Source organism: Ligilactobacillus acidipiscis (genome assembly GCF_900116935.1).
GTDB lineage: Bacteria > Bacillota > Bacilli > Lactobacillales > Lactobacillaceae > Ligilactobacillus > Ligilactobacillus acidipiscis.
The window spans coordinates 2,490,511-2,514,583 of sequence record NZ_LT630287.1 but is presented as its reverse complement, the minus strand read 5'-3'; the positions used below and the strand labels follow the sequence as shown (position 1 = coordinate 2,514,583).

Annotated in this window: 22 protein-coding genes and 1 pseudogene; 15 read left to right on the top strand and 8 right to left on the bottom strand. The window is 38.7% G+C overall.

The window, feature by feature from the left end:
- Positions 1-74 precede the first annotated feature (74 nt).
- On the top strand, positions 75-917 hold the full coding sequence (locus tag BQ5903_RS11670; protein ID WP_010495895.1) for a MurR/RpiR family transcriptional regulator: 843 nt from the start codon (positions 75-77) through the stop codon (positions 915-917).
- Positions 918-1,005: 88 nt separating this feature from the next.
- Here BQ5903_RS11670 and BQ5903_RS11665 read toward each other — a convergent pair whose 3' ends face one another.
- Together BQ5903_RS11665 and BQ5903_RS11660 are read right to left on the bottom strand one after the other, a co-directional pair.
- Positions 1,006-1,446 (bottom strand): universal stress protein, encoded by a 441-nt coding sequence (locus BQ5903_RS11665; protein ID WP_010495896.1) that lies wholly within the window; start codon positions 1,444-1,446, stop codon positions 1,006-1,008.
- On the bottom strand, positions 1,446-3,032 hold the full coding sequence (locus BQ5903_RS11660; RefSeq protein WP_079579609.1) for an Nramp family divalent metal transporter: 1,587 nt from the start codon (positions 3,030-3,032) through the stop codon (positions 1,446-1,448). The genes BQ5903_RS11665 and BQ5903_RS11660 overlap by 1 nt, the downstream gene beginning before the upstream one ends.
- Before the next feature lie 108 nt (positions 3,033-3,140).
- On the opposite strand from BQ5903_RS11660, the gene BQ5903_RS11655 reads away from it, so the two are divergent.
- From BQ5903_RS11655 to BQ5903_RS11625, 7 genes are all read left to right on the top strand, one after another.
- Positions 3,141-3,788 (top strand): metal-dependent transcriptional regulator, encoded by a 648-nt coding sequence (locus BQ5903_RS11655; RefSeq protein ID WP_010495898.1) that lies wholly within the window; start codon positions 3,141-3,143, stop codon positions 3,786-3,788.
- Positions 3,789-3,943: 155 nt separating this feature from the next.
- On the top strand, positions 3,944-4,624 hold the full coding sequence (locus BQ5903_RS11650) for a DUF975 family protein (protein ID WP_079579608.1): 681 nt from the start codon (positions 3,944-3,946) through the stop codon (positions 4,622-4,624).
- A 437-nt stretch (positions 4,625-5,061) separates the two neighbouring features.
- Positions 5,062-6,591 carry an ABC transporter permease/substrate-binding protein gene (locus tag BQ5903_RS11645; protein ID WP_079579607.1) on the top strand — a complete coding sequence of 510 codons (1,530 nt, stop codon included), beginning with the start codon at positions 5,062-5,064 and terminating at the stop codon, positions 6,589-6,591.
- On the top strand, positions 6,592-7,569 hold the full coding sequence (locus tag BQ5903_RS11640) for an ABC transporter ATP-binding protein (RefSeq protein ID WP_010495902.1): 978 nt from the start codon (positions 6,592-6,594) through the stop codon (positions 7,567-7,569). It abuts the gene before it with no gap.
- Positions 7,570-7,572: 3 nt separating this feature from the next.
- Positions 7,573-8,916 carry a dihydrolipoyl dehydrogenase family protein gene (locus BQ5903_RS11635; protein ID WP_079579606.1) on the top strand — a complete coding sequence of 448 codons (1,344 nt, stop codon included), beginning with the start codon at positions 7,573-7,575 and terminating at the stop codon, positions 8,914-8,916.
- A gap of 163 nt (positions 8,917-9,079) precedes the next feature.
- A complete protein-coding gene (locus BQ5903_RS11630; protein WP_010495904.1) occupies positions 9,080-9,361 on the top strand; it encodes a hypothetical protein in 282 nt (93 codons plus the stop codon).
- A gap of 38 nt (positions 9,362-9,399) precedes the next feature.
- Positions 9,400-9,876, top strand: coding sequence for a hypothetical protein (locus tag BQ5903_RS11625; RefSeq protein WP_010495905.1), 477 nt, complete (start codon positions 9,400-9,402; stop codon positions 9,874-9,876).
- Between the two features lie 51 nt (positions 9,877-9,927).
- Here the strand turns inward: BQ5903_RS11625 and BQ5903_RS11620 are convergent, their stop codons facing one another.
- Positions 9,928-10,107 carry a hypothetical protein gene (locus tag BQ5903_RS11620; RefSeq protein WP_010495906.1) on the bottom strand — a complete coding sequence of 60 codons (180 nt, stop codon included), beginning with the start codon at positions 10,105-10,107 and terminating at the stop codon, positions 9,928-9,930.
- 387 nt (positions 10,108-10,494) lie between these two features.
- Here BQ5903_RS11620 and abc-f point away from each other — a divergent pair, with 387 nt between their 5' ends.
- The 3 genes from abc-f to ltrA all read left to right on the top strand — a co-directional run bounded on the left by abc-f (position 10,495) and on the right by ltrA (position 15,482).
- Entirely contained in the window at positions 10,495-11,991 is a 1,497-nt protein-coding gene (gene abc-f, locus BQ5903_RS11615) for a ribosomal protection-like ABC-F family protein (RefSeq protein WP_056972053.1), read from the top strand.
- Positions 11,992-12,466: 475 nt separating this feature from the next.
- A complete protein-coding gene (locus tag BQ5903_RS11610) occupies positions 12,467-13,597 on the top strand; it encodes an NAD(P)-dependent alcohol dehydrogenase (protein ID WP_079579605.1) in 1,131 nt (376 codons plus the stop codon).
- 499 nt (positions 13,598-14,096) lie between these two features.
- Positions 14,097-15,482: a group II intron reverse transcriptase/maturase gene (gene ltrA / locus BQ5903_RS11605; protein WP_079579685.1), complete on the top strand. Its 1,386-nt coding sequence runs from the start codon at positions 14,097-14,099 to the stop codon at positions 15,480-15,482.
- A 125-nt stretch (positions 15,483-15,607) separates the two neighbouring features.
- On the opposite strand, the gene BQ5903_RS11600 is transcribed toward ltrA, so the two are convergent.
- A complete protein-coding gene (locus BQ5903_RS11600) occupies positions 15,608-15,967 on the bottom strand; it encodes a hypothetical protein (protein WP_056972596.1) in 360 nt (119 codons plus the stop codon).
- A gap of 12 nt (positions 15,968-15,979) precedes the next feature.
- The gene (locus BQ5903_RS11595) at positions 15,980-16,567 is read right to left on the bottom strand and encodes a site-specific integrase (protein ID WP_079579604.1); all 588 of its coding nucleotides are present in this window, start codon (positions 16,565-16,567) and stop codon (positions 15,980-15,982) included.
- Positions 16,568-16,662: 95 nt separating this feature from the next.
- Between BQ5903_RS11595 and BQ5903_RS11590 the strand changes: the two genes are divergently transcribed.
- Together BQ5903_RS11590 and BQ5903_RS11585 are read left to right on the top strand one after the other, a co-directional pair.
- On the top strand, positions 16,663-16,926 hold the full coding sequence (locus tag BQ5903_RS11590) for an AbrB/MazE/SpoVT family DNA-binding domain-containing protein (RefSeq protein ID WP_056972592.1): 264 nt from the start codon (positions 16,663-16,665) through the stop codon (positions 16,924-16,926).
- Positions 16,920-17,264 carry a type II toxin-antitoxin system PemK/MazF family toxin gene (locus BQ5903_RS11585; protein ID WP_056972590.1) on the top strand — a complete coding sequence of 115 codons (345 nt, stop codon included), beginning with the start codon at positions 16,920-16,922 and terminating at the stop codon, positions 17,262-17,264. The genes BQ5903_RS11590 and BQ5903_RS11585 overlap by 7 nt, the downstream gene beginning before the upstream one ends.
- Positions 17,265-17,407: 143 nt before the next feature.
- Here BQ5903_RS11585 and BQ5903_RS11580 read toward each other — a convergent pair.
- Positions 17,408-17,854, bottom strand: a pseudogene (locus BQ5903_RS11580) (helicase-related protein); the annotation flags it as partial.
- A 107-nt stretch (positions 17,855-17,961) separates the two neighbouring features.
- On the opposite strand from BQ5903_RS11580, the gene BQ5903_RS11575 reads away from it, so the two are divergent.
- Complete coding sequence (locus BQ5903_RS11575) at positions 17,962-18,855, top strand: IS982 family transposase (protein ID WP_079578748.1); 894 nt, start codon at positions 17,962-17,964, stop codon at positions 18,853-18,855.
- A 604-nt stretch (positions 18,856-19,459) separates the two neighbouring features.
- Here the strand turns inward: BQ5903_RS11575 and BQ5903_RS11570 are convergent.
- Both BQ5903_RS11570 and BQ5903_RS11565 read right to left on the bottom strand, forming a co-directional pair.
- On the bottom strand, positions 19,460-20,167 hold the full coding sequence (locus tag BQ5903_RS11570) for a glucosamine-6-phosphate deaminase (protein ID WP_010495907.1): 708 nt from the start codon (positions 20,165-20,167) through the stop codon (positions 19,460-19,462).
- Positions 20,168-20,325: 158 nt separating this feature from the next.
- Positions 20,326-22,020 carry an aryl-sulfate sulfotransferase gene (locus BQ5903_RS11565; protein WP_079579603.1) on the bottom strand — a complete coding sequence of 565 codons (1,695 nt, stop codon included), beginning with the start codon at positions 22,018-22,020 and terminating at the stop codon, positions 20,326-20,328.
- Between the two features lie 686 nt (positions 22,021-22,706).
- Between BQ5903_RS11565 and BQ5903_RS11560 the strand changes: the two genes are divergently transcribed.
- Positions 22,707-23,837 (top strand): serine hydrolase domain-containing protein, encoded by a 1,131-nt coding sequence (locus tag BQ5903_RS11560; protein ID WP_079579602.1) that lies wholly within the window; start codon positions 22,707-22,709, stop codon positions 23,835-23,837.
- Positions 23,838-24,073 lie beyond the last annotated feature (236 nt).

Genomic DNA, 24,073 nt, shown 5'->3' with positions numbered 1-24,073 from the left:
AATGCAAGAAAAACTTTTAAGAAAAATAAGCAATGTTAATAAATAAAGATATTAGAATAATGGAGTGATAAGAAATGGAAGGACAAATTACAGAAAGGATCAAAAAAGATTACGTCAGGATGGGTGCCAGCAGTAAAAAATTAGCTGATTTTATTATGAAAAACTATGCGCAGATCTCTTTTATGACATTAGCACAATTAGCAAAAAAAAGCGGAGTTTCGTTGGCAACTGTTTCACGTTTTGCTAAGGACATGGGATACCGGAATTTTTCTCAGTTTAAGTGGGCCTTAAACAGCCAGGTTGAAAATCCGCTTGCAATCGGCAGTGAGATTTCTGACCATGATACACTTAAAACCGTTTCGCAAAAGGTTTTGAGCGCTAACATTGAAACCTTAACGGAGACTTTTGATTTGATGCATGAAAAAGACCTGCTTGCTGCTAGAGAATTGATCGTTAGAGCTAAAAATTTGTCATTTTTTGGATTGGGCGGATCTAATATTGTTGCCTTTGATGCATACCACCGCTTTTTGCGGGTGCCATTATATGTAACTTATAATTCTGAATATCACATGTCACTGATGCAGGCTTCTAAGTTGACTAAAGATGATTGCGCGATTGTTATTTCACATACAGGTAGCAATAAAGATACTCTCAACATCGCAGAGGTCTTAGAGCAAAAACATGTGCCGATGATCGTTATCACTAGCACGCCTAAGTCACCGTTGACGACTTACGGCAAAATTTGTTTCTTTTCGATTTCTAAGTCTTTACAATATCGGCAAAAGGCTTTCTTATCAATGACTTCGCAGTTGGCGATCACAGAATGCTTGTATATGTTAACGGCACAATATTTTGGTAAAAAAGCCGATGAGACCTTTGATAGCCTGCAAAGTATCATTGAAACACGTCATAAATAGAGAATAACATAGTAAAAAAGGGCACGAGGCCTTTAAAGTAAGGATCTCGTGCCTTGTGCCATTCTTGAGTAAGAATTAAATTTTAAAACTAACGCATTACTAAAACAGGGACTGGCGCATACTTGGCCATGTAGGCGGCCTGACTTCCAAAGCGTTTGCTGATGCCGGTTTTATCAAAAGAGCCAATGATCAACAAGTCGGGGTTCACCTGTGGGATGACTTCAGAAACGATCGTTTTGCTAGGATCACCTTCAGCAATCACTGTTTGAATGCGTTTGACACCTGCTTTTTTTGCAGTCTCTTTGTAAGTTAATAGATGATTTTCTAATTCTGATTTTTCACCATGAATATAATCGTCATCTAAAGCTTGGTAAATATTCATCTCATCGCTTTCGAGCACGGAAACAATGAAAAGTTCTGCATCATTTTTCAAAGCATGATCGATCGCATAGTTAAAAGCTAATTGAGCGTCTCGCGAATCATCAGTACCAACGAGAAGACGTGAAAATTTAGGTTCTTTGTTTGTCATTATTCTTGCGACTGCTTTCTTTGTGCTTGTTCTTTTGCCAAACGTTTGTCACCACGATAGATATCAGTGACAGTCCAAACTAATAGAGCAATGATCAGTGCAATAATAATATATGCGATCGTGTCAGCTGTTGTAACTAGTGCAGCAGTTGGATCGTTTCCGAAAAATGCTTCGATCGATGCTGGTAATCCCTTCATGTTTAAGAAAGTTAGACCAAGAACAGAGATCCAGCCGAGGATCCTGACCCAAGTCGAGTTCTTAAAACGATTGCCCATTTCTGTCTTGCTGTTAGTTAGCATTAGTAATGGGATCATTGAAAACGGTAGGGCAAAAGCCAAGAAAACCTGCGAATTATTCATTAAGTTGTTGATAGTGACGTGTTGTTGAACTTCGCTTTGACCACTTGTTGATAACACAGCAATTAAAACTGGCACAACTGAGATCAAACGAGTGACTAAGCGACGAGCCCACAAAGGCATCTTCATGTGCACGAAACCTTCCATAACGACCTGACCGGTCAAAGTACCAGTAATAGTTGAGTTCTGACCTGAAGCTAACAAAGCAACGGCAAACAAGACTGACAAGGCACCAGAACGAGCAACTTTGATCAAGATACCATTGCTTAACGTCGAAGTATCTGAGAGTGCTTCATACAAACCGAAGAAAGAAGGATCTTGTACAGCTCCTGATTTGAAGACAGCGACACCCATGATCAAAAGCAAGGCATTAACGATAAATGCCAGGGATAGCTGGATATTTGAATCCCAAGTAGTGAACTTAACTGTCCGTGAAACATCTTCTTCGTCGTTATGATCAACTTTTCTGGTTTGCGAAATAGCTGAATGCAAGTATAAGTTATGCGGCATGACCGTAGCACCGATGATACCAAGGGCACCAGAAATTGGTGACATCCCATGAACTTCAGGTGAACTTGCAAAAGTATCTCCAGTTGGGATAAAGCCTTTGAACATTTCACCCCAATTTGGATCAGACAGAGCTACTTGATAAATGAAGACTCCTAAGATCACGAAAATTAAACAAACAACTATCGCTTCAATTTTTCTAAAACCGATCTTGGTCAATAATAGCAATACTAAAACATCTAAAACTGTTAAGAAAACAGCAATGATCAGAGGGATATCAAATAAAAGATAAAGGGCGATCGCACCACCGATAACTTCAGCGATATCGGTTGCCATAATAGCTAACTCTGTCATGATCCATAAAATGATCCCCAAAGCTTTACCTGTCCGGGCACGTGTTGCTTGTGCTAGGTCCATTTGACTTACTATGCCCAGTTTAGCGGCCATGTACTGCAACAGCATGGCAATTAAACTCGACATCAAAATCACAGACATTAACAAGTAGGAGAAGTTCTGCCCACCTGTGATCGATGTAGACCAGTTACCTGGATCCATGTATCCTACCGCAACTAAAGCACCCGGACCGGAATACATAAACAGCGTCTTCCAAAATCCCTTGCCTCTAGGAACTTCCACAGTTCCATTGATTTCTTCGAGCGAGCGACCGTTTGCATATTGAACCAAACGGTGCTTCTTTTGAGTTGGTTGCTCGTTTTGACTCACTTGTAAAACCACCTTTCCTTTTTCCACTGAATATTGTACACCATAAGTTCATAGATTAAAATAAAAAGTTTTGGTATACTTAAAAATAATAAAAGGGGGAATTAAGTGATGCATAATGTAGCGGATAATTACTTGCGGGCAATTTTTGAAGGGAGTTATTTAACAGGAAAAACGTCTAACAAACGTTTGGCAGGTTTATTGGGTGTATCTCCAGCAACTACCACCGAACAGGTCAAAAAAATGTGCCAAAAAGGAATTGTCATCAGTCAGAGGTATGGTGCGATCTCGTTTAGCAAAGAAGGCGAAAGACAGGCTATCCAATTGATAAAAAAATTTCGCTTATGTGAAGCCTGGCTTGACAATGAATTAAATTTGCCTTTAGAACAGATCGCGTCACAAGCCTGGAAACTTGCAAACTTTGATAGTCAGCTCATGTATGATCAGTTGAATGAGCAATTAAATTATCCAAGAAAGACTCCATTTGGGACTGATGTGCAAGAACCGCGGCTCTTTAATGAGTCAATACATTCGCTAAATTCGCTTAAACCCCAACAAAAATGCAAGTTAGCAGAGTATTTGGATAACTCAAAGGTCATTGGATATGTGCAGCAAATCGGACTGAAAATCGGGTATGGATATTTCGCTGAAAAAGTCGACCGTGATTTCGATATTTTGTTTTTATCATCTAAAGAAGGGCAGCAGCAAATGGTCAGTCGTAAAGTTGGTAAATATATTTATGTGCGTGTGCTCGAATAGAAGTTGAATTATCATTGAAATAAAATAATTTCCTACGGTTGCGAAAAGACTCTTATCCTGTAAATCTTTTAGCTTGAATAATTAAGCATTTATTTTGAAATTATTAGGGTGCCTATGGTACGGTTGATGTAATTCATTTATATAGGGGGTTTTTTATGTCAAGAAAGGAATTAAAGAAGGGTGCGAAAACCAAATTAAATGGTCATTTCAGTTTCTTCTTCTTACTTTTTCTACCGTACATAGTTCTATATTTTATTGGGAGTTCGCAAAGTAACTCTCAGGGTCTTAAGACCTTACAAAATCAACAAACAGGGCTTAATTGGGGATCGATACTCCTCTTACTTGCCAGTTTGATTTTAGTGGGCGCACAATTTGTTAGCTTGGACAGTATCCGCAATAAGGCCGAATATACACAAGGTTTCTCCAAGGGATTCACAATTTTTTCAAATTCAAAATACTTTTGGGGAGCTGTTGGTATCGGCTTGCTTGAATTTATCTGGGTTTTCTTGTGGACGTTACTGCTCTTTGTTCCTGGGATCATTAAGGGTTTAGCTTATTCACAGGCTTTTTACATCTATCGTGATTCTGTTGATGCTGGACAGCCGCTCCGCTTTCGTGGTGCCGTTACACAGAGTCGTCAGATGATGGATGGACATAAATGGGAATTTTTTGTTTTGCAGCTTAGCTTGATCGGTTGGCAGATCTTGGTTTGGATTACTAATGGTCTTGCTGGGATCTGGGTCTTTCCGTATACGAATTTAACTTACGCAAATTACTATGACCACTTGAAAGAAGAACAAGCTGGTAACATTGTGGAACCCGCAACTGAAAATTAATTCAAAAAGAAAAACAAGTTTGGCAATAACTTGCGTATATATTAGTGTATGTGCTTAATCATACCTGCATAGATCTTCCATGCAGCAGCTGACCTTGAACACTCACCTTCTAAAACCACCATCGCATCAGTGTGTGAGAGTGTTTGCTGTTAAAGAGAACTTCTAAGCGCAGATCATCCCTGAAAAATGGTGTAGGAAATTTTTTCTACGCCATTTTTGTCGTGAAAAAATTTGTATGAGGAAGAATCGCAGTTGATATTTATTCTTTTTGAAGTGATATTTCTTTTCTGAATGACAAATAATTGCTATGGTTAAGGTTGAAATGACTATAAAAAAGTTAATTACAGTAGGGAAATTTTTAATTTGCTAAAATAGAATGCAGAAGAGCTTTTTCATTCACTTAGTCTGTACGTAATTAAATATGGAAGGACAAATCGATGGAACAAATAATGCAAACATTCAATGAAAGAAGAGGGGATCTGTGGCAGGCATTGCTGCAGCATTTGCAGATCTCGACACTTTCTTTACTGATTGCGATGGTGATCGCGATCCCACTAGCGATCTGGGTCGTTAAACATAAAAAAATATCCGAGTTTCTCTTACAGTTGACAGGGGTTTTGCAGACAATACCTTCACTGGCTTTATTAGGTTTGTTGATACCGGTCGTGGGAATTGGGACAGTTCCAGCCGTGATTGCTCTGGTAGTCTATGCTTTATTGCCGATCTTTCAAAATACCTATCTGGGTTTAACTGAGATCGACCCAGCACTGGAAGAAGCAGCTGATGCGTTCGGAATGTCGCGCATGAAAAAGTTATTTAAAGTAGAGTTGCCACTCGCAATGCCGACGATTATTTCCGGTATTCGGACTGCTTTGGTTTTGATCATCGGTACAGCCACTTTAGCGGCTTTGATCGGAGCTGGCGGTCTGGGGACCTTTATTTTGTTAGGGATCGATCGCAACAATACATCATTGATTTTGATCGGGGCGGTTGCATCTGGAGTTTTGGCAATCATTATGAGTTCATTGATCAAATGGCTGGAACATGCATCCGTAAAGACGGCTGTTTCTGTTTTGGCTGTCATCGTTGTCTTATTAGGTGGCGGTAGCGCATATAATGCTTATATCAATCGGACTGAAACTGTCACGATTGCTGGTAAGTTGGGCTCAGAACCTGAAATATTGATCAATATGTATAAGGAATTGATCGAGCAAGATGAGCAGCATATTAAGGTAACTTTGAAGCCAAATTTTGGTAAAACGACCTTTTTATTTAATGCTTTGAGAAATGAGCAAATCGATATTTATCCGGAGTTTACTGGAACAGTCTTGGAAACACTAGCAAAAAAGTCACAAAAAACAAGCGGTTTAACAGCTAACGAAACCTATGACAAGGCTAAGCAAATCATGAGAAAGCAAGAAGACATCGAGCTTTTGCGGCCAATGAAATATAACAATTCCTATGCTTTAGCCGTCAAAGACAAATTTAAACAGCAACATCATTTGAAAACAATTAGTGACTTGCAAAATGTCCAGTCGATCCTAAGCGGAGGAATGACCTTGGAGTTTATTGATCGCAGTGATGGTTTAAAAGGGATCAAGAAAACTTATGGCTTGAATTTTCCTGTCAAATCGATGGAACCAGCTTTACGCTATCAGGCAATCAATAAAAATAAAATCAATATCGTTGATGCGTATTCGACCGATAGTGAGCTGCGACAGTACCATTTGAGTATTTTGCAAGATGATAAGCATATGTTCCCGACCTATCAAGGTGCACCAATGATGACGAAAGATTTTGCTGACAAGCATCCGCAGATCGTTAAAAGCTTGAATAAGTTAGCCGGTAGGATCACAGAAAAAGAAATGCAGGAAATGAATTATGAAGTCAATGTGCAAGACAAAGCACCAGCAACAGTTGCACATCATTATCTGAAGACCCATCACTTGTTAAAGGAGGGTGATTAAATGGCTGCTGCAATTGAGTTTCGAAATATTCAAAAAGCATTCGGAGATAATACAGTTATTTCAGGAATGGATATGAGTATTCGACAAGGTGAAAGATTTGTCTTAGTTGGTTCGTCCGGCAGCGGCAAAACAACTTCTTTAAAAATGATCAATCGTTTAGAACAGCCGACTGGTGGACAGGTTTTGATCAATGGCAAGAAAGCAGAGGACTATCCGCTCCAAGAGTTACGGTGGATGATGGGGTATGTGTTACAACAGATCGCCTTGTTTCCTAATATGACTGTTTCGCAAAATATTTCTTTGATCCCCGAGATGAAGGGGACTCCTAAAAATCAACTGCAAGAAATGGCAGACTCCCTTTTAAAAAGAGTCGGCTTGGATCCGGTCAAATACCGCAACCGTTATCCGCGTGAGTTATCTGGTGGTGAACAGCAACGTGTCGGGATCTTACGGGCGATCTCATCTAAACCGCCGATCGTGTTGATGGATGAACCTTTTAGTGCTCTAGACCCAATTTCACGTGCCAGTTTGCAAGACTTGGTGTTGGATATTCATGAGCAGTTGCATAACACGATCGTGTTTGTGACGCATGATATGGATGAAGCACTAAAGATCGGTGATAGAATTGGTATTATGAGTGAAGGCCAGCTGCTGCAAGCTGCTTGCCCGCAAGAAATCGCACAGCACCCGGTGAATAATTTCGTGCGTGACTTTTTTAGAGGGAGTATGGCGAAGAATATTTATGATACTCCTGTGAATAAAGTGTTGTTAGCAACTCAGCCGCTGAATGGATTAGCTAAAGAACAGCGTGAAGATGTTCCTGTCTTGGCAGAAAATGCGGTTTTACGCGATTTGTTTGAAAAATTAAGTACTAATAATTATGTGGAGATCAGAGATCGAAGTGGACAAAGTCAAGGCTATTTAGACCGGCAAAAAGTATTAAATTATCTTAGTCAAAATGAAGAACAGGAGGACTAAAACATGGAGAAGATCTCAGAAAAGTATGATGCGGTTGTGATTGGTGCAGGTCCGGCAGGAACGGCTGCAGCTGCGGCAATTAAAGCACAAGGACAGAAAGTTGCGTTGATCGAGGAAGACTTGTGGGGCGGTACATGTCCCAATCGGGGATGTGATCCGAAAAAAATCTTATATACAGCTGTGGAAGCTAAAGAACATGCTAAACTCTTAGCGGGTAACGGCTTAAAGGCACAAATCGATATTGATTGGTCAGCTTTGATGACGAATAAACGTGCTTATACGTCTGGAATCAGTTCGGCTACCAAAAAAGGCATGGAGAGTTCAGAGGTCAAGACATATACTGGGCATGCAGAATTCGTTGCTGGAACAACAGTGAAGGTTGGCGAATGTTTGCTGGAAGCTAGTAATTTTGTGATCGCTACGGGACAGCGACCAGGGCTGTTAGATATTCCGGGCAAAGAATTTCTGCAGACTAGCACGGACTTCTTGGACCTTGATAAAATGCCGCATGATCTAACTATCATCGGTGGGGGTTATGTTGCCTTTGAATTAGCAGGGATCGCAGCTTCAGCAGGAGCTCAAGTGACGGTTATATTGCATAACTCGCGACCGCTAAAAGCTTTTCCACAAAAATTAGTGACAGAGTTAGTGCAGTCCTTACAAGAACATGGGGTAGAATTTGTTTTTGATCAAGATGTTACTCAAGTGGAGCAAATTGGAGCTGGTTACCGTTTGTCAGGGACAAATGACTTCAGCCAAGATACTAATATGGTATTTGCGGCGGTCGGACGGCAGCCCAATGTGGATGACTCGGGCTTAACACAAGCTGGTGTGGAATATTCCAATCAGGGTGTCATAGTTGATCGACACTTACGTTCTACTGCAGCTCACATTTATGCCATCGGAGACGCAGCAGCATCTCCTGTACCAAAATTAACTCCAGTAGCTGGTATTGAGGCCAAGTATGTAGCAGCTCAACTTGCAGGGCGCGATGACGAGATCGATTATCCAAAGATCCCGACGGTAGTTTTTTCATTACCAAAGTTGGCTCAAGTAGGAATGACAGAAAATCAGGCTCAGCGAGATGAGGCACGGTACCAAACCAAAAATATAGACTTAACAGGATGGATCACCTACAAGCGACAACATGAAAAAAAGCCGTTAGTGCAACTGATCGTAGATAAGGTAAGTGAAAAAGTAGTAGGAGCGGCTTGTTTAAGTATGGAAGCCGATGAAATGATCAATTATCTGAGTGTATTGATCGGAGAAGAGTATACAGCAAAGCAGGTCAAAAAGATGATATGGGCATACCCAACAACCGCAAGTGATCTGCAGTATATATATTAGTCAGTGAAATGAGACGGTTAGAAGATGAACATTATCGGACTTAGGTAATATAGGGCATCTTTTTCACTGAATGTCTTGGTACAAAAAAGTAGTGCAATGATTTTTCTGACTTCTATGTTAGTTTGGAAAAACGGAGATAGGCAGTAATGTTAGGAGGGATCGAGTGAATAAAAAGGATGATGCTCGCCAATATTTGCTAGATTATTTTGCACAAGCTGACAAACTAAATGGAACAATTGAAGAAATGAAACAATTACGTAAAGGCAATGCACCAAAGCAAGAACAATTGGATGAAAAAGTGCAGGAATATGAGCAAAGACTGAATAATTTAAATTCTGGCAAAATTAAGATGAATCAAAGTTTAAAAATATTAGGTTTTGATAAGCCAATAGCTAAATTTAGTCAGGAAGAACTGATCCGTTTATCAGAAATACTTGAACCATAGAGTGTAATTTTGAGGCAAAACAATTAGAGGAGAACGGTATGAGTAAGCAGAATAATATGACACTGCTAGCTGAAAGACAGGTCCGACCAAATCCGTTGTTTGATCCTAAAGCATTAGCAAAATTTGTAGCCGAAAATGATGATCTGATTTTTGCGAAGGTTGATAGACAAGCTATGTGGTTATTTCCAAGTGGCCAGCTAGTACAGTCAAATAAAGAGAACAATCAAAAAAGAAGAGTATGTCATTATTATATAAAATACTATTTTAGATATATTGGTATGAAAAACGTGCTTAAGATAGAACAAGAAAATCAACATGTTTTCAATAATTTAGTCACAAAAGGTGTAGGAGTAGTTAATTTAGTTCCTGAAACAATGGCAGCGCTTAAAGGAGACGACCAGGACTTAACTGAGCAACAAAAACAGTTTTTGAGGGTAAATAAATACAAACTATATAGTTATGTCAAAAACCACCCGATTACAGCCAAATATTTAGCTAAGGCTGCTAAAATTTAATAAATAAGCCCTTCACTACAATTTATTCTGCAGCGAAGGGTTTGATTTTTCTTAACCTAAAAGAGCTTCTACAGAAACATGAAAATAACGAGCAACCGCAACTAATTTATTGCAAGGTGCCGTTTGATTCCAAGTTTGAAAAGTGCCAGCTGGCAATCCCAATGAAATTTCGATAGTACGTAATGGTATGTTTCTAGTAGCAGCCAAAGCTTTAATTGTTTCAAAAATCAAAAAGACATCTCCTTGCTTGTATATTCTACACACTATATTATGCAATAACTTTCACTAAATTGAAATAGCTTTCACATAGTTTAACTAAAAAAGAAGAATTAAAGGGATAACTTTGTATTAGCTTTTTGAAAGAAAGTTTGCTATTCTAATAATAATTTAAAGATGAAAGTGAGAGATCTGAGCATTGAAAAACTAATTTAACTTTTTAAAACTATCGTTAGCTGGGCAGGGTAGAAATCTAGCCATTATTTGGTGTGACTCGGATAGTTTTAAAGTTAAATTGTTTTAGTGCTACGGGTTTTTTTGTGTCTATAAAGGGATTTATTAAGCTCGCAATTTAACTTGAGAAACTACTACCTTGCAGATATTAAAGCAAGGAGGCAGTGTATGTCGCAAATTAAAATTAGAAATTTGTCTTTTTCTTATCCAGGACAGAAAAAGCGGTTATTTAATAAAGTTGATTTAAACTTAGATTCAGACTGGAAATTGGGGTTATTTGGCAGGAATGGTCGCGGTAAAACTACACTATTAAAATTATTACGCGCCAAGCTTGGGTATCAAGGGGAAATCTCGCACCAGGTGGAGTTTAATTATTTTCCCCAGGAGATCAATGATCCTAGTCAGCTGGCTATTTATGCATTAAGCGAGGCGGTTGAGTTTGAAGAATGGCAGTTGAAACGAGAATTGAATTTGATGCAGGTTGATCTTGACCTTATTTGGCGACCTTTTGCTAGTTTATCCGGTGGTGAACAGACTAAGCTTAGATTGGCATTATTATTTATTGATCAACAAAAATTTCCGTTGATCGATGAGCCAACTAATCATTTAGATCTAGCTAGTAGAAAGCAAGTGGCCACTTATTTGAGAAAGAAAAAGCAAGGATTCATAGTAGTTAGTCATGACCGTGGATTCGTTGATCAAATTTGTGATCACATTTTGGTGATAGAGAAGTCTAAAATTTCCTTATATAGCGGTAATTATTCGACTTATGATCAAGAAAAAAGGCTGTCAGATTCATTTGAGATACAGCAAAATGAAAAATTAAAAAAAGACATTGGTCGACTTAAACAGACGGCTCTTGAAAAAGAAAAGTGGTCAGGTTCTCGAGAAAGAGATAAACGCGGAGATCCGCACAAAAAGGGAAGCGGCAGTATTTATGATACGGGACACATTGGTGCACGTGCTGCTAGAGTGATGAAAAGATCAAAGTCTTTGAAAAAAAGAATGGACGATGAGATCCATGATAAAGAAAAGCTAATGAAAAATATCGAACAAGTCGATGAACTAGCACTTAATTTTCGCTCGAGCCACCACAAAACATTACTTCAAGTGGAAAATTTTAGTCTTTCTTATGGAAATGAGTCTTTATTTAAACCAGTCAGTTTTGCGATCAGAAAGGGAGAACAAGTCGGTGTAGTTGGCCCAAATGGGATAGGAAAAACCAGCTTGATCAAAGTTCTGCTAGGTACTTTTACTGGCAATAGCTCTGGAACTATCAAAATACCAGCTAATATCAAGGTTAGTTATATTTGCCAAGAGTTTGAAAAAAATGTGGGTCACTTGCAAGATTTCGCTGTAGATAATCAGTTAGATTATGAAATGTTTTTTAATAATTTGCATAAGTTGGGACTAGAAAGAGAAGTTTTTGCACAAAAAATCGAAAATATGAGTATGGGACAGCGAAAAAGAGTAGAAGTTGCTAAATCTTTGTCGCAACCAGCCGAATTATATATTTGGGATGAACCGTTAAATTATTTGGATGTATATAACCAAGATCAGTTAACTAAATTAATAGCTGAAAATAAACCGACGTTATTACTGATCGAACATGATCAGTGCTTTATCAAAAAAGTGGTCAGTGAAATTGTAGGTTTGAAAAAATAGGAGAGTTAAAAAAGTAAAAATGGCAATGAGAGGATCGATTTTTAATTCAACTTAAGCTTTTTGTAAATAGAACTAAAGGGTAAGAACATAGACATGGATCACGATCCCTGATGTTGCGTAGTTGTAGTTACTAACTATTAGTTTAGGCACTTACTCAGTAGACCGACAGGACTGCTGGGTAAGTGCCTTTTGAATTTGAAAGAATTGCAGCAAGCTCTTCTGTGATCAGAATTAATTGTTCATCTAGACTAGTAATCATTTTTAACAGCCAAGTCAATGGCCCATGACCGCAATCTTTATTAATGACTAGCCGTAATTATAAACTGAACCATTTAAGGCCCGTTCATTGATAACTTAAAAATATTTTGAAAGCGCTATCTAAAACGCGTTGACATTTAACTATAATTAATTACAATAAGACATATATGATAGCGCTATCAAATAAAGCTAATACATTAATTGGAGATTATTTTACATGAAAAAAATTAAAGCTGCTGTCTTAGATGGTATTAATGAAAATTTCAAAATCGAAAAAATTCAAATTAATGATCAATTAAGCCCACATGATGTTCGTGTTCACATTGTAGCCAGCGGAATTTGCCATACAGATGAAGCTGTTCGTAATGGCCAGGGGGGAGACTTTCCATTTCCAGCTGTTTTAGGTCATGAAGGTGCCGGGATCGTAACCGAAGTCGGCAGTGCCGTCCGCTCAACTAAAACTGGAGATCATGTTGTTTTGTGTTATGACTATGATGGGTATTGCAAAAATTGTCTAAATGGTCGTCCCGCAGCTTGTATCAACTGGAATCGTCTGAATATGGAAGGAACAAAGATCGATGGCTCTGTTCCCTTCTATACCGAAGATGGAACACCGATCAAGATGTTGTTCAATCAATCTTCATTTGCAACTGAAACCATCGTTGATGATCGTAATGTTACTGTTATTGACTCAGACATCGATTTGCGCAAAGTTGGACCTTTAGGTTGTGGTTTTGTTACTGGATCAGGAACTGTTTTTAATGGCCTGAAACCTGAAGTCGGCTCATCGATTGCGATTTTTGGGACTGGTGCTGTTGGTTTGGGTGCATTAATGGCAGCCAAAATTGCTGGTTGTTCAAAAGTTATTTGTATCGATATTGTGCCTAAACGTCTGGAAATTGCTAAAGGTCTTGGTGCTGATTATGTGATCAACAGCAAAGAAAATGATGCTGTAGCCGAAGTTAAAAAAATCACTGGTGGCGGTGCTAACTATATTATTGATACGACTGGTATCACCCCCGTCATGCAGCAAGGTTTTGATTCTTTAGCTTCTGGGGGGATTTTTGTTCCATTGGCAGTTACTCGTCATGAATTCAAGATCGATCATCCATTTGCTGATTTGACTGCTTACGAAAAAACAGTTAAGGGAGTTTTGATGGGCGAAGCTGTTCCGCAAAAAGCCATCCCTGAATTGATTGAATTCTGGCAACAGGGGAAATTTCCGTTTGACTCCTTAGAAAAATTCTTTACCTTGGACCAAATTAATGAAGCTAACCAAGCTTCAAGTTCAGGAGAGGTTATTAAACCTGTTTTTATCATTGACGATGATTATCAACCTGGTAAATAAAAAACAAATTTCAAATATGAATGGTTCCTTATAAAAAGCATTGCTACAGACGCTAGCAATGCTTTTTTAAGTGCGCCCGGCATGGGCAGTAACTAGGCGGTGTAAGTCCGCTGTGAGCCGTAGTGGCCGGTATCACGAGTCGAAGACAAGGGTGTCTATCGTGAGGTAGAATCTGAAGGAAGTCCTAGACGAAACATCGAATCGATGAACAAGAAGTGGCTAAAAGGCTGGAAACGGTGGGATGAGATTGCTTAACAAATCGAAGTCCCTGACCACTCGAAACCGTCACAGTAAAGCCAACGGTTTGATGCGAAAGCTACTGCTCTTACCCGGGGAGGTCTGTCATGGTAGTTCTCTCAAGCTGGAAGTTATTTCTGGCAGGAACAGGCTCAATAGTAATGTTGAGTTGTCCATGACAGAAGTCAGCCGAGGCCATAGTAGCCAGTAATGGTGAAAGGCTGAACAACAATAATTTTGATTCATCCTGGAGGTGGAAACAATACGACAATCGCAGAAAACAGAAAATAAAGCTGACTACCTGTGGAGGGTAACCCTGGAAGGGTCAGAGCAAACAGGAGCGCGTAGCGTTGTTTCTGGTGAAAAGAGAACTCAAAATGGCTTATTACGTGAGAAGGTCTTAGACCGGAATAATTTAAATCGGGACTTTGTCCATGTCAAGCGTAATAAAGGGGCTGGAGGAATTGACGGCATGTCCGTTGAGGAACTTGGCCCATACTTGAAAGAGAATAACGTAAAACTAATCGAGGCCTTGCGAACCGAAAGCTATGAACCCCAACCTGTCAAACGAGTTGAGATTCCTAAGCCAGATGGTTCGAAACGTCAGTTAGGAATCCCAACGGTCGTTGACCGTGTGGTTCAACAGGCGTTACAACAGCAACTGTCTCCTATTTTTGAAAAAGTATTCTCAGATAATAGTTATGGTTTTCGACCACACCGCAGTGCACAAAGTGCTGTGAAAAAGGTGGTTGCTTATTATAATCAGGGTTATCACTACGTGGTCGACCTTGATTTAAAGTCCTATTTTGACAATGTGAACCATGATTTACTAATTAAATTTGTTGAAAATTACATTAGTGAGCCATGGGTCTTGCATTTGATTCGTAAGTTCTTGACGAGTGGTGTGATGAATGGTCGATTTTTCGAGAAGTCCGCTAAAGGTACACCGCAAGGTGGCAATATTTCACCATTACTAGCAAATATTTATCTGAACGAGCTGGACAAAGAATTGACCAGAAGAGGACATAAATTTGTACGCTATGCGGATGACTGTAATATCTATGTTAAAAGTAAGCGTGCGGGTGAACGGGTTCTCAAAAGCATCACCCAGTTTTTAGAAAAGGAACTCAAAGTTGAAGTGAATGCAGAAAAGACGCAAGTCGGTTCTCCACTAAGACTGAAGTTTCTAGGTTTTTCGCTGGGTGCGGGACGCAAGGGAGCCTATTTGCGCCCACATCAGAAGTTAAAACAAAGAGTTAAGCAGGAACTGAAACGAATTACTAGGAGGAATCGAGGCGTTAGCCTAGACAAAATTCTCAAAGAAATCAAACAGAAAATGCAGGGCTGGGTTCAGTATTATTCCATTGGAAAAATGTCTTCATTCTTAAGGAATCTAGATGCTTGGTTGCGTTCGCGCATCCGTCAGTACATCTGGAAGCAGTGGAAGAATATTGGAACCCGATTCAAAGCGCTGGTCAAATTAGGGATGAGCCACAAACAAGCCAAAACCTACGCAAATACGCGGAAAGGATACTGGCGTAACGCTCACAGTAAAACACTGTTGATGACCATAACCAATAAAAGACTGACACAACGGGGACTATTAAACATGTCTCAGTTGTATCAGTCAATACAAAGTAAAGCTTAAATTGTTGAACCGCCGTATACGGTTCCGTACGTACGGTGGTGTGGGAGGTCGATAGTGCGAACTATCTCCTACCCGATTTAGAAGGCTAGCACCAACGATAAAAATCCTAGAGCTAAATCTCAAGATTAATCAATCACATTGTGAAGAATCCAATGGCTATAAGCAAGACGAGCACCAGGAGTAATCACCCAGGGGTGATTAATTTCGAAAATTTGAATTTCAGTTTCTAAGTAAAGCGGCGTCTTACCATGATTAAAAGCAAAAACGGGTTGTGGAAAATCAGGCTTACTAGCAACTTGATGAACACTTTGACGAGAGTTCATCTGCCACCGAATTTTTAGATCTTCACGCGACAATAATTTTGGCAGGTGTGTTTTTTCAATTTGAGCTTGTTGCTGCAACTTTTGTGTAAATTCTTGTTTAGTCTTGTTTTGGTGCCAATCATCAAACAGCTCATATTTGTTGGTTTTAAAATCTAAATCCATAAAGCCGGCCTCCTAACCAAAATCAATTTTATCCAGCATCGTTTCAGTACTAGCCTGGTCTAAGCCTAAATAAGCTAAAGTCATCGTCTCACTGGAATGATTGAGCAGATTCATGACTAAGCCAATATTATAGTTTGATTGTGTGTAGACACGATAAGCCCCGGTTTTGCGCATCGTATGAGTACCTAGATAATTAATTCCTAACAGATTGCCAACTTTACTCATAATTTTGTAGAACTGTTTTTCAGTGATATGGCGTTCTGGGTGTTGACTGGAAGGAAAGAGCCATTCGGATTCAAGCTTATGATCAAGCAGCCATTGACGATACAATAAGAGTTCTGTTTGAACTGGTTTAAGATACAAGGTATTAGGCTTACCCGTTTTTCGGTCGTGAATGAACGCATTTTGTTTAATAGAACCGTCCGGATTAAAAATATCGGTTTGTTTTAAGCCCATAACGTCACTCACTCTCAGTAGCGTAGCTTTACCAACTTGAAAGATTGTATAGTTACGCTGGCCAGCTTTAAAATTATTGAGTAAAGTATCTTGAACCTCTTTGAGAACGTTAGAATCTTTGATGGGTAAGACAACTTGTTGCATGTAAATGACCTCCAGTAACCTCCAGTAAGAATATTTGCATTGTGTATCTACGTGGGGTATACTTGGCTTGCAATAATAATTTAGGAGGGGAAAATATGGAACTTATTAAAGAACAAACACGCTTAGCAAAGTGGGGAAACTCGAAAGCTGCTAGAATTCCTAGCCAAATTATTAAACAACTGAAATTAGATGATAACCAAGATATGACAATAACCATTGAAAATGGATCAATTGTTTTAACACCAATAAAAAAGAACCCAACCAATATTCACGAACTATTTAAGAATTGGCAAGATGACGGGAAAAGGGATCACGAGCTTGATTGGGGAAAGTCAGAAGGTAATGAACTTCAATGGTAAGCCAAGGTGATATATTTTATGTTAACTTTAATCCAAGGCGTGGTCATGAACAGATGAATAAGCGACCAGCCATTGCTCTAAGCAATGATCTAGTCTGTCAGACAAGTAACATGACGATTGTGGCTCCAATTAGCAGTACCAAGCGTAATTTTCCAATGTATCATCGACTAACTAGTAGTCAAACAGTATATGGAAAAGTATTATTAGATCAAACCATAGCCTTAGATTTACGGGCAAGACATGTCACTGATGAAACTATTGTCGATCATGTATCGCGTGAAGAACTAGAAGAAATAATCACTTTGTACAAATTATTGTTTAGTATTGATGATAAATAGAAAGAGCCATTTATTTAATATTAAAACAAATAACCCCCAACATCTATATTATAGATATTGGGGGTTATTCTTTCAATGTTTTTGAGGGGCGATTTGAAGGTTATAGCCCCTTTTCCTTGCTCTTCTGTAATCATTGCAAATTATTATTTATACTTTCCTAGTACAATTTTTTTGACTTCCTGTAAATAATCATCAGGATATTCCGGCACTAGTAAATTTCCATCAATGGCATCAACCATGATCTTTTCTTTATCTTTTAACTTATTATAAACTGTTTGATCAATGAAACTACTGTGAGCAACATCGCCCTTGGTCATCAAATAGTAGTACCTTGTGTATTGATTTGCTGGTAGTCCCAGACGGTTAATCCGATCTCGGGACTGCAACATGAAGGTCAAATTAAAGTTGTATTCGAAGTAAACCGCGTCGTGTACAGTTTGATGCAACGAAATGGATTCCCCTAAAGTGTTAGGATTCGATACCAGTACTTGTGCATCACCGGTCCGGAAATTATTAATCATTCCTTCTCGATCCTGTTTTGGTGTCGCTCCATAAACCAAGGTAGTTTTAATGCCCATGCCATTAAGAGTAAACGCGTGGTGCTAGTTCGTAACATTCAACTATTTAGTACAAAATTTTACAAAAAAAGCCCAACAAGGTTAGACTCTTAAGTGACTTAAACAAAGGAGACCTGATCTTGTTGGACCACTTAAAGTTTAAACAAAAACGACACAATTTACAAGTCAATTTAGCTCAACTTAAAGTTCTTTGTGCTGAGCTTTATCAAAAATACTGCCCGCGCTATATTTCGCAACGCCGTAACACCACTAATTCTCGTGTTTCTGATGTGCAGATCTTAGCCTTACTGTGTTTACAGGTCATTACACAGATGCACTCCCAGCGTAAATTCTTTGCCTGGGCACAGACCTTCATCCCACATCAATTGAACATTGAGCGCTCCCGTTTTAACCGACGAGCACAACGTCTTCTCCCAGTGGTCATGGCCATGCGGCAGGGGTTGACTCGCGACTATGCGCAAACAGGACAGTTTGCGATCATTGATAGTTTGCCTAACCCTTTATGCCAAAAAGTTAGAAATAAGCGGGCCAAGGTTTTCCGCGGCATAGCTGACCTAGGCTACAATGCGACCAAAGACATGTATTTTTACGGGTTTAAGACTCATTTTGAGACCTCGCTCAGCGGTTATATCTTAAATTACACTGTCACCGAGGCCTCTAAACATGACACCCAAGCGGCGTCAACTTTGATCGCAGGCTGTCCGTGTCCCTTTGTTTTAGCGGATGTCGGTTATGTGGGACAGCCCTTACAAGAAGATTTTGGCGAGCTAGGTTATGAGCTCTGGACACCTTACCGTTCAAACATGAAAGGAGCCAAACAGCACAATGTTCCGGCTTTGAAAGATCTCCGGCGCACGATCGAATCCCGTTTCTCGATCCTAGTTGAAGATTATGGGATCGAAAAAAACCTCACGCGGTCAGTGGTAGGCTTTTGGTTAAAAATCGAATTGACCGTCTTTATTTATAATTTAGGCTTTTTTGATTTTACAGAAAATAGAATTATTACGAACTAGCACCACGCGTGATCATAATTAAAACTCCTCCCTAAAAATCTTCTCTAGGAACTGTACTTACTTTAATATTCAAAGGCTTAGGCATTGTTACTGTTACCAAATCTAAAATTTAAAGCAAAATATCGTTTACCTTACCAACTAATATATACAACTATGTATCAACATTGTGACTATAATCCATTTTACGTAATTTTCTTTTCAAAAAATCATCTCCCTTACATAATGTAATGAAGCAAATATCATGCCAATATAGTGTCAAGGAGAAGACGGTTCACAGACAACTATTTAAAACTAATATTAAAGTCCTGACTAATAATTACTAAAACTAAAGAAAAGAAACGTTGATTTCCTGAATTTTATTTTTATTTTTGTTAAAAATTAGTAATTTAAAAGGCTGGAACAAATCATTTTTAGTCAAAAAATGATTTGTTCCAGCCGTAAGATTTGTTCATTTATTCAGTTTTTAAGCCATCTAATAATTGGTAGTCAAAATATTTAAACTTGAATACTATCGCTTCAACAATTATAAGATGGAAGAAGAATACAAGTTTTCCTTCCTAATTATTATCGCAGTTATCTCATATTTCAATCTAATCATTGTTCGTTATTTACTTAATTTAGAAGCGGCTGCTTCATCTAGCAAAACAACAACATCAGGATGTTTTTGCAAAACACTTGCAGGAACATCTTCTGTAACTGGTCCTTCGACCATTTTGGCAACAGCGTCAGCTTTGTTAGCACCGAATGCTTCAAGAATGATTTTCTTTGATTTCATAATTGAACCAATTCCCATTGAATATGCTTGTTTCGGTACATCTTCAACATGTTCAAAGAAACGTGCGTTAGCTTCAATAGTTGAATCAGTTAGATCAGCAACATGTGTTTCTAAGTCAAAGGGTGTGCCTGGTTCGTTAAACCCAATGTGCCCATTACGACCGATCCCCAACAATTGTAGATCGATCGGATGCTCAGCAATGACCCTATCGTAACGCTTAATTTCTTCTTTTGGATCCTTTGCCAAACCATCAGGTAAGTATGATTTTTTAAATGGTTTCTTGGAAAAAAGATACTTATTCATGAAATATTTATAGCTTTGATCATTATCAGGACTAATACCCACATATTCATCCAAATTGATCGAAATACTATCAGAGAAATCTAAATCGCTTTTAACAAGTTCATCATAAGTCGTAAGTGGTGTTGATCCTGTAGCTAATCCAAAAACTTTTGCTCCACTTTGAACAGCTTCTTTAAATATCTTGTAGCCCTCAACACTCGCTTTTTGTTGATCTTTTTTAACAATAACTTTCATCGCTGAAAACCTCCGTTTCCGTTTTATTGGTATAGTCCAATTATAATTGATATAGACCAATGATGCAAGCCAACGAGCTAAAAAAATAACCACTAGCATAAACTTAGTAGTCATTTTTCAGATAATTTTAATATCCAGCGTATTGCTTAAATGCTATTCTATTCAAACCTGTAATTACCATCGTACAGTGGCATTCTATATGCGCGATAAACATAACCTTTCTTGCCACCGTGTTTGAACGAGAAGTTGAAAACTTGAGTTCCATCTGGTTTAACTTCAATAATATTGCTTTCTTTACCACCATTTTTAAAGCCAAAAGTTAGTAATGTGTTCCCATTGTCTAATCGTTGTGCGTTACCAATGACAGGAGTAAAATTCTGCTTCCCAAGTTGTTTACCGTATGACCATGTTTGCTTGATAGTCTTATTTTTTTGATCAATTTGATATTGAGTACCTTGGGAATATTTGCCAGAAGTCTTCTTAGGGCCGTTTGTCACAGCAATGTTGTTATCATACAACAGAATATTTTCTTTATTAGGATCTCCCGTGTCATTAGGCAACTGTGTCAAGGCATGTTGTCCTCCAGTATGCTTAGTTCCTTTTTCAGGCGTTAACAAATACTTGTGATATTTTTTAGGCCAAGCAGATTTTTTCTTACCGCTATATAGCCACTTAAATTCCTTGGTTCTATAATCAAGTTTGAATATTAGATCCTGATTACGGTTTGAGACTAATAGTGAATTTTCTTCCGGCAAATACTCTATTGAATTCATGTGCAACCAATCATGTCCAGGACTAGCCGAACCGTCTGAAGCAGCTCCTTTATCGGCTTTATATTTATACCAAACAGATTTAGGTAATAGACGTTTCATATCGATCAAGTTCACGATCTTGCCTGTTTGATGAGAGATCTCAGCAATTGTATCTTCCCCATAAACTGAGCCATCTGAAACCGTCGCTAGGATATTATGATTGGGCAGCTCAACAATATCGTGGTGGATCAGCGTTCGTTTGTTTTTCGGTGTGAATTGATATTCTTGGTAAACCCTACCTAAAGCATCGGTTTCAAGCAAACTATTATAAAGCTCTTTGCTATTATCTTTTTTGGTTAAGATCATTAAATGGCCCTGAGACCATGACTCTACAACATGTTGCGTATAAAGCGTGGAGTACCAGCGGATCTCACCATTGCTATCTACAGCAAACGGTTCTTGTGTTGTCCGGTTCATGACAGTCAGTTTGTTGTCTCCGATATCCATTTGATCTGCTTTCTTGTTAGAAACAGAACTTTTAGCCCGCTGCAAATTTGCTGGTAATTTATCAGTGTTGAGCGTCAATTCTTTTGTCTCAGTCGTTCCATTTTGATACTGAACATCGAGCCTGACTCTGTTAGCATGATCAGCATATAAGCCAACGATCGGAACTTTATGTACCGTGCTAGCTCCTCCGTTAACTTTGTTAGTCAGAGTTGTTTCGTTATTTTTTCCGATCACCGTGTATTTTACTGATGCAGGGATACTGGTATGAAACACCACTAAGGCACTCAATGGTGAAGTTTTATAAGGATTTACCTTAACGAAGGGATTTTCTAGAGTATAGTTCTGGTTTTGGGAAACTTCTTGATATTCTTGTGTCAGCTCTTTTTGTTCATCTTGTCTGACCGAAATCTTTTTTGCATTGATATTTTTCTTGATTTGTTTCTCTGTTAGTGGGACCCGATCCTTTTTTTCTTGATCTGGATCTTTTTTTGAAGTGTTATTGTTCTGCTGACCACAGCCAGCAATAAATAGTGTCAGAGAACTTATAAGTAATAATGATATTATCCAAATTTTGTGTTTTTTGGAAGAATGCAAAGAACCACTCCTTTTTTATTTTTATATTTCACATTATATTAATAGTACCAAACTTTCTGCTTTTATCTTTAACTTAATGTGTTAAAACTTTTAAAAGGGTAAAAATTTAAACAATTTTTTAGAACTAACTCGTTCTTTTACTATCTGACATCATGTGAAAGCAAATCATGCTAGCCCATTTTCTTTAGTAACCATCTGACCACACTTTTTTGAGACATCAAAAAAAGAGGCAACAATATAAACTTTAAAACATTGGGGTCTACACTTTTTAGTGCTGATGAACGCTCATCAGCACTAAAAAGTGTAGACCCTAATCCGGGACTTTGTCAAATAGAGTTCTATGGGCCATCAACACTATTTGACAAAGTCCCGGATTAATTTTACGATTTACCTAATTAGTTTTAATATTTTTAAGTTGATATTATAACTTAATGAATTATCTAATAAGAATTGATTGATATATAGCTGATACGAATAAATGACGATGTTCGGTAAAGAATATTGCTATTATATAGAAGTGAAAAAAGAACTGTAAAAACTTGACCATTTTTGTTGACATCAATTGTTACAACTTTATGACAAGACTGAATTCAAGTTGTTGGGTATATACCATTATGTTATAGTGTGATAGATAATGCATATTTTTATGATTTTTTATGAAGATTGCGGTAATGGTGGAGGTACGCATGAGACATAAAGCAGGACGAATCGTGGCAGTCTTACTGGTTTTGTTGATAATCGTCGGTGGTGGGGCTGTGGCAGCAATTTATCAAAAAAACAGTCTAGCTCACGTTTATTTTCACAAGTTGACTGATAAGACGGAGAAAACAACGCCAGTGGCAACAACGGATAAGACTGCAAGTTCTACCATTGATGAAGCTAAGCTGAAGGCACAGCTGAAACGGCTCCAGTTTGTCGGTAATGTGGCGGTAATTCAGGATGGCAAGTTGGTCTATCAACAGCCATACGGACAAGATCCACAAAAGAATACCAAAACAGCGACGACGGAGTACCAAATCGGAGCGCTACAAAATACGCTGACGGCGGCGGCCGTGATGCAGTTAGTCAAAGATGGCAAGTTGGATCTGACCACACCGGTAAGTAAATATTACCTATTAGATAATGCCGATGCCAGTGTCACGGTAGGCAGCCTTTTGGAAATGACTTCTGGTTTAACGTTGGATGTTTTACCGGCCAGTGAGTTAAATAAAGATGTGATTGGGTGGAATTTAGCGAATGCCACTGTGACCACAACAGGGCAGTATAACTTCCAGACGGTTAACTATGCGTTACTTTCTGGCATCATTGCGCAAGCCTCGGGTGTATCCTACCAGAAATTCATTAAGGACACGCTTTTGCAACCAGCTGGGGTCAAACATACAGGCTTTGTCACCAGCGCCGCGGTACAATCTAAGTTAGCCCCATCACTCACTTATGATAAGGCTAGTGACAGTGCTTCAGCGGTCACGCAAGACACACTTTTCCAAACGATGAATGATCAGTTAGGCTCAAAACAGCTCTATACCACAGCTAGCGATATGGCACAGTTGACTCATTACATCACCAGTAGTAGTTTTGTCGGTGAAAAGTACATGCATCAAGGGGCCATCGCCAAAGAGGGGACTGCCTATACTGGACGGTTGACTATTGATGGCAGCCGGTTAGTCAGTCGGGCTGACTTTGCTGGTTACCACAATGCGCTAGCCTTTACTGAGGATGGTAAAACTGGTGTCGTATTACTAAGCAATTATCAAAAAGATGGCAGCTTAAGTGATACGGCGAAAGCCATTTTGAAACTGGTGCAAAAAAACGACTAATTAATCGCACAAAAGGCACTATTTACGAATGATTGTCCAAAAGTTATACGACATAGTATGGCGTTTAACGATTAATATTCGTTTTGTCACGTGTTTGCCATGTTATGTAAACAAACTATAATGACAGTGAATTAAACAATAAGTTTAATCAATGATAGTGCTTATTAGAAAATATAAAACAAAAAGAAACTTGTTCGGTAGGTAGCCGAAACAAATCAAAAATTCAAATTTATGCT

Bases quoted from the DNA above. Each gene is read 5' to 3' on its own strand.
- BQ5903_RS11665 (WP_010495896.1), bottom strand. From the start codon at position 1,446: ATGACAAACAAAGAACCTAAATTTTCACGTCTTCTCGTTGGTACTGAT.
- BQ5903_RS11600 (WP_056972596.1), bottom strand. From the start codon at position 15,967: ATGGATTTAGATTTTAAAACCAACAAATATGAGCTGTTTGATGATTGG.
- BQ5903_RS11610 (WP_079579605.1), top strand. From the start codon at position 12,467: ATGAAAAAAATTAAAGCTGCTGTCTTAGATGGTATTAATGAAAATTTC.
- BQ5903_RS11585 (WP_056972590.1), top strand. From the start codon at position 16,920: ATGGTAAGCCAAGGTGATATATTTTATGTTAACTTTAATCCAAGGCGT.
- BQ5903_RS11650 (WP_079579608.1), top strand. From the start codon at position 3,944: ATGTCAAGAAAGGAATTAAAGAAGGGTGCGAAAACCAAATTAAATGGT.
- BQ5903_RS11560 (WP_079579602.1), top strand. From the start codon at position 22,707: ATGAGACATAAAGCAGGACGAATCGTGGCAGTCTTACTGGTTTTGTTG.
- BQ5903_RS11655 (WP_010495898.1), top strand. From the start codon at position 3,141: ATGCATAATGTAGCGGATAATTACTTGCGGGCAATTTTTGAAGGGAGT.
- BQ5903_RS11635 (WP_079579606.1), top strand. From the start codon at position 7,573: ATGGAGAAGATCTCAGAAAAGTATGATGCGGTTGTGATTGGTGCAGGT.
- BQ5903_RS11625 (WP_010495905.1), top strand. From the start codon at position 9,400: ATGAGTAAGCAGAATAATATGACACTGCTAGCTGAAAGACAGGTCCGA.
- BQ5903_RS11645 (WP_079579607.1), top strand. From the start codon at position 5,062: ATGGAACAAATAATGCAAACATTCAATGAAAGAAGAGGGGATCTGTGG.
- BQ5903_RS11670 (WP_010495895.1), top strand. From the start codon at position 75: ATGGAAGGACAAATTACAGAAAGGATCAAAAAAGATTACGTCAGGATG.
- BQ5903_RS11590 (WP_056972592.1), top strand. From the start codon at position 16,663: ATGGAACTTATTAAAGAACAAACACGCTTAGCAAAGTGGGGAAACTCG.
- abc-f (WP_056972053.1), top strand. From the start codon at position 10,495: ATGTCGCAAATTAAAATTAGAAATTTGTCTTTTTCTTATCCAGGACAG.
- BQ5903_RS11570 (WP_010495907.1), bottom strand. From the start codon at position 20,167: ATGAAAGTTATTGTTAAAAAAGATCAACAAAAAGCGAGTGTTGAGGGC.
- BQ5903_RS11640 (WP_010495902.1), top strand. From the start codon at position 6,592: ATGGCTGCTGCAATTGAGTTTCGAAATATTCAAAAAGCATTCGGAGAT.
- BQ5903_RS11595 (WP_079579604.1), bottom strand. From the start codon at position 16,567: ATGCAACAAGTTGTCTTACCCATCAAAGATTCTAACGTTCTCAAAGAG.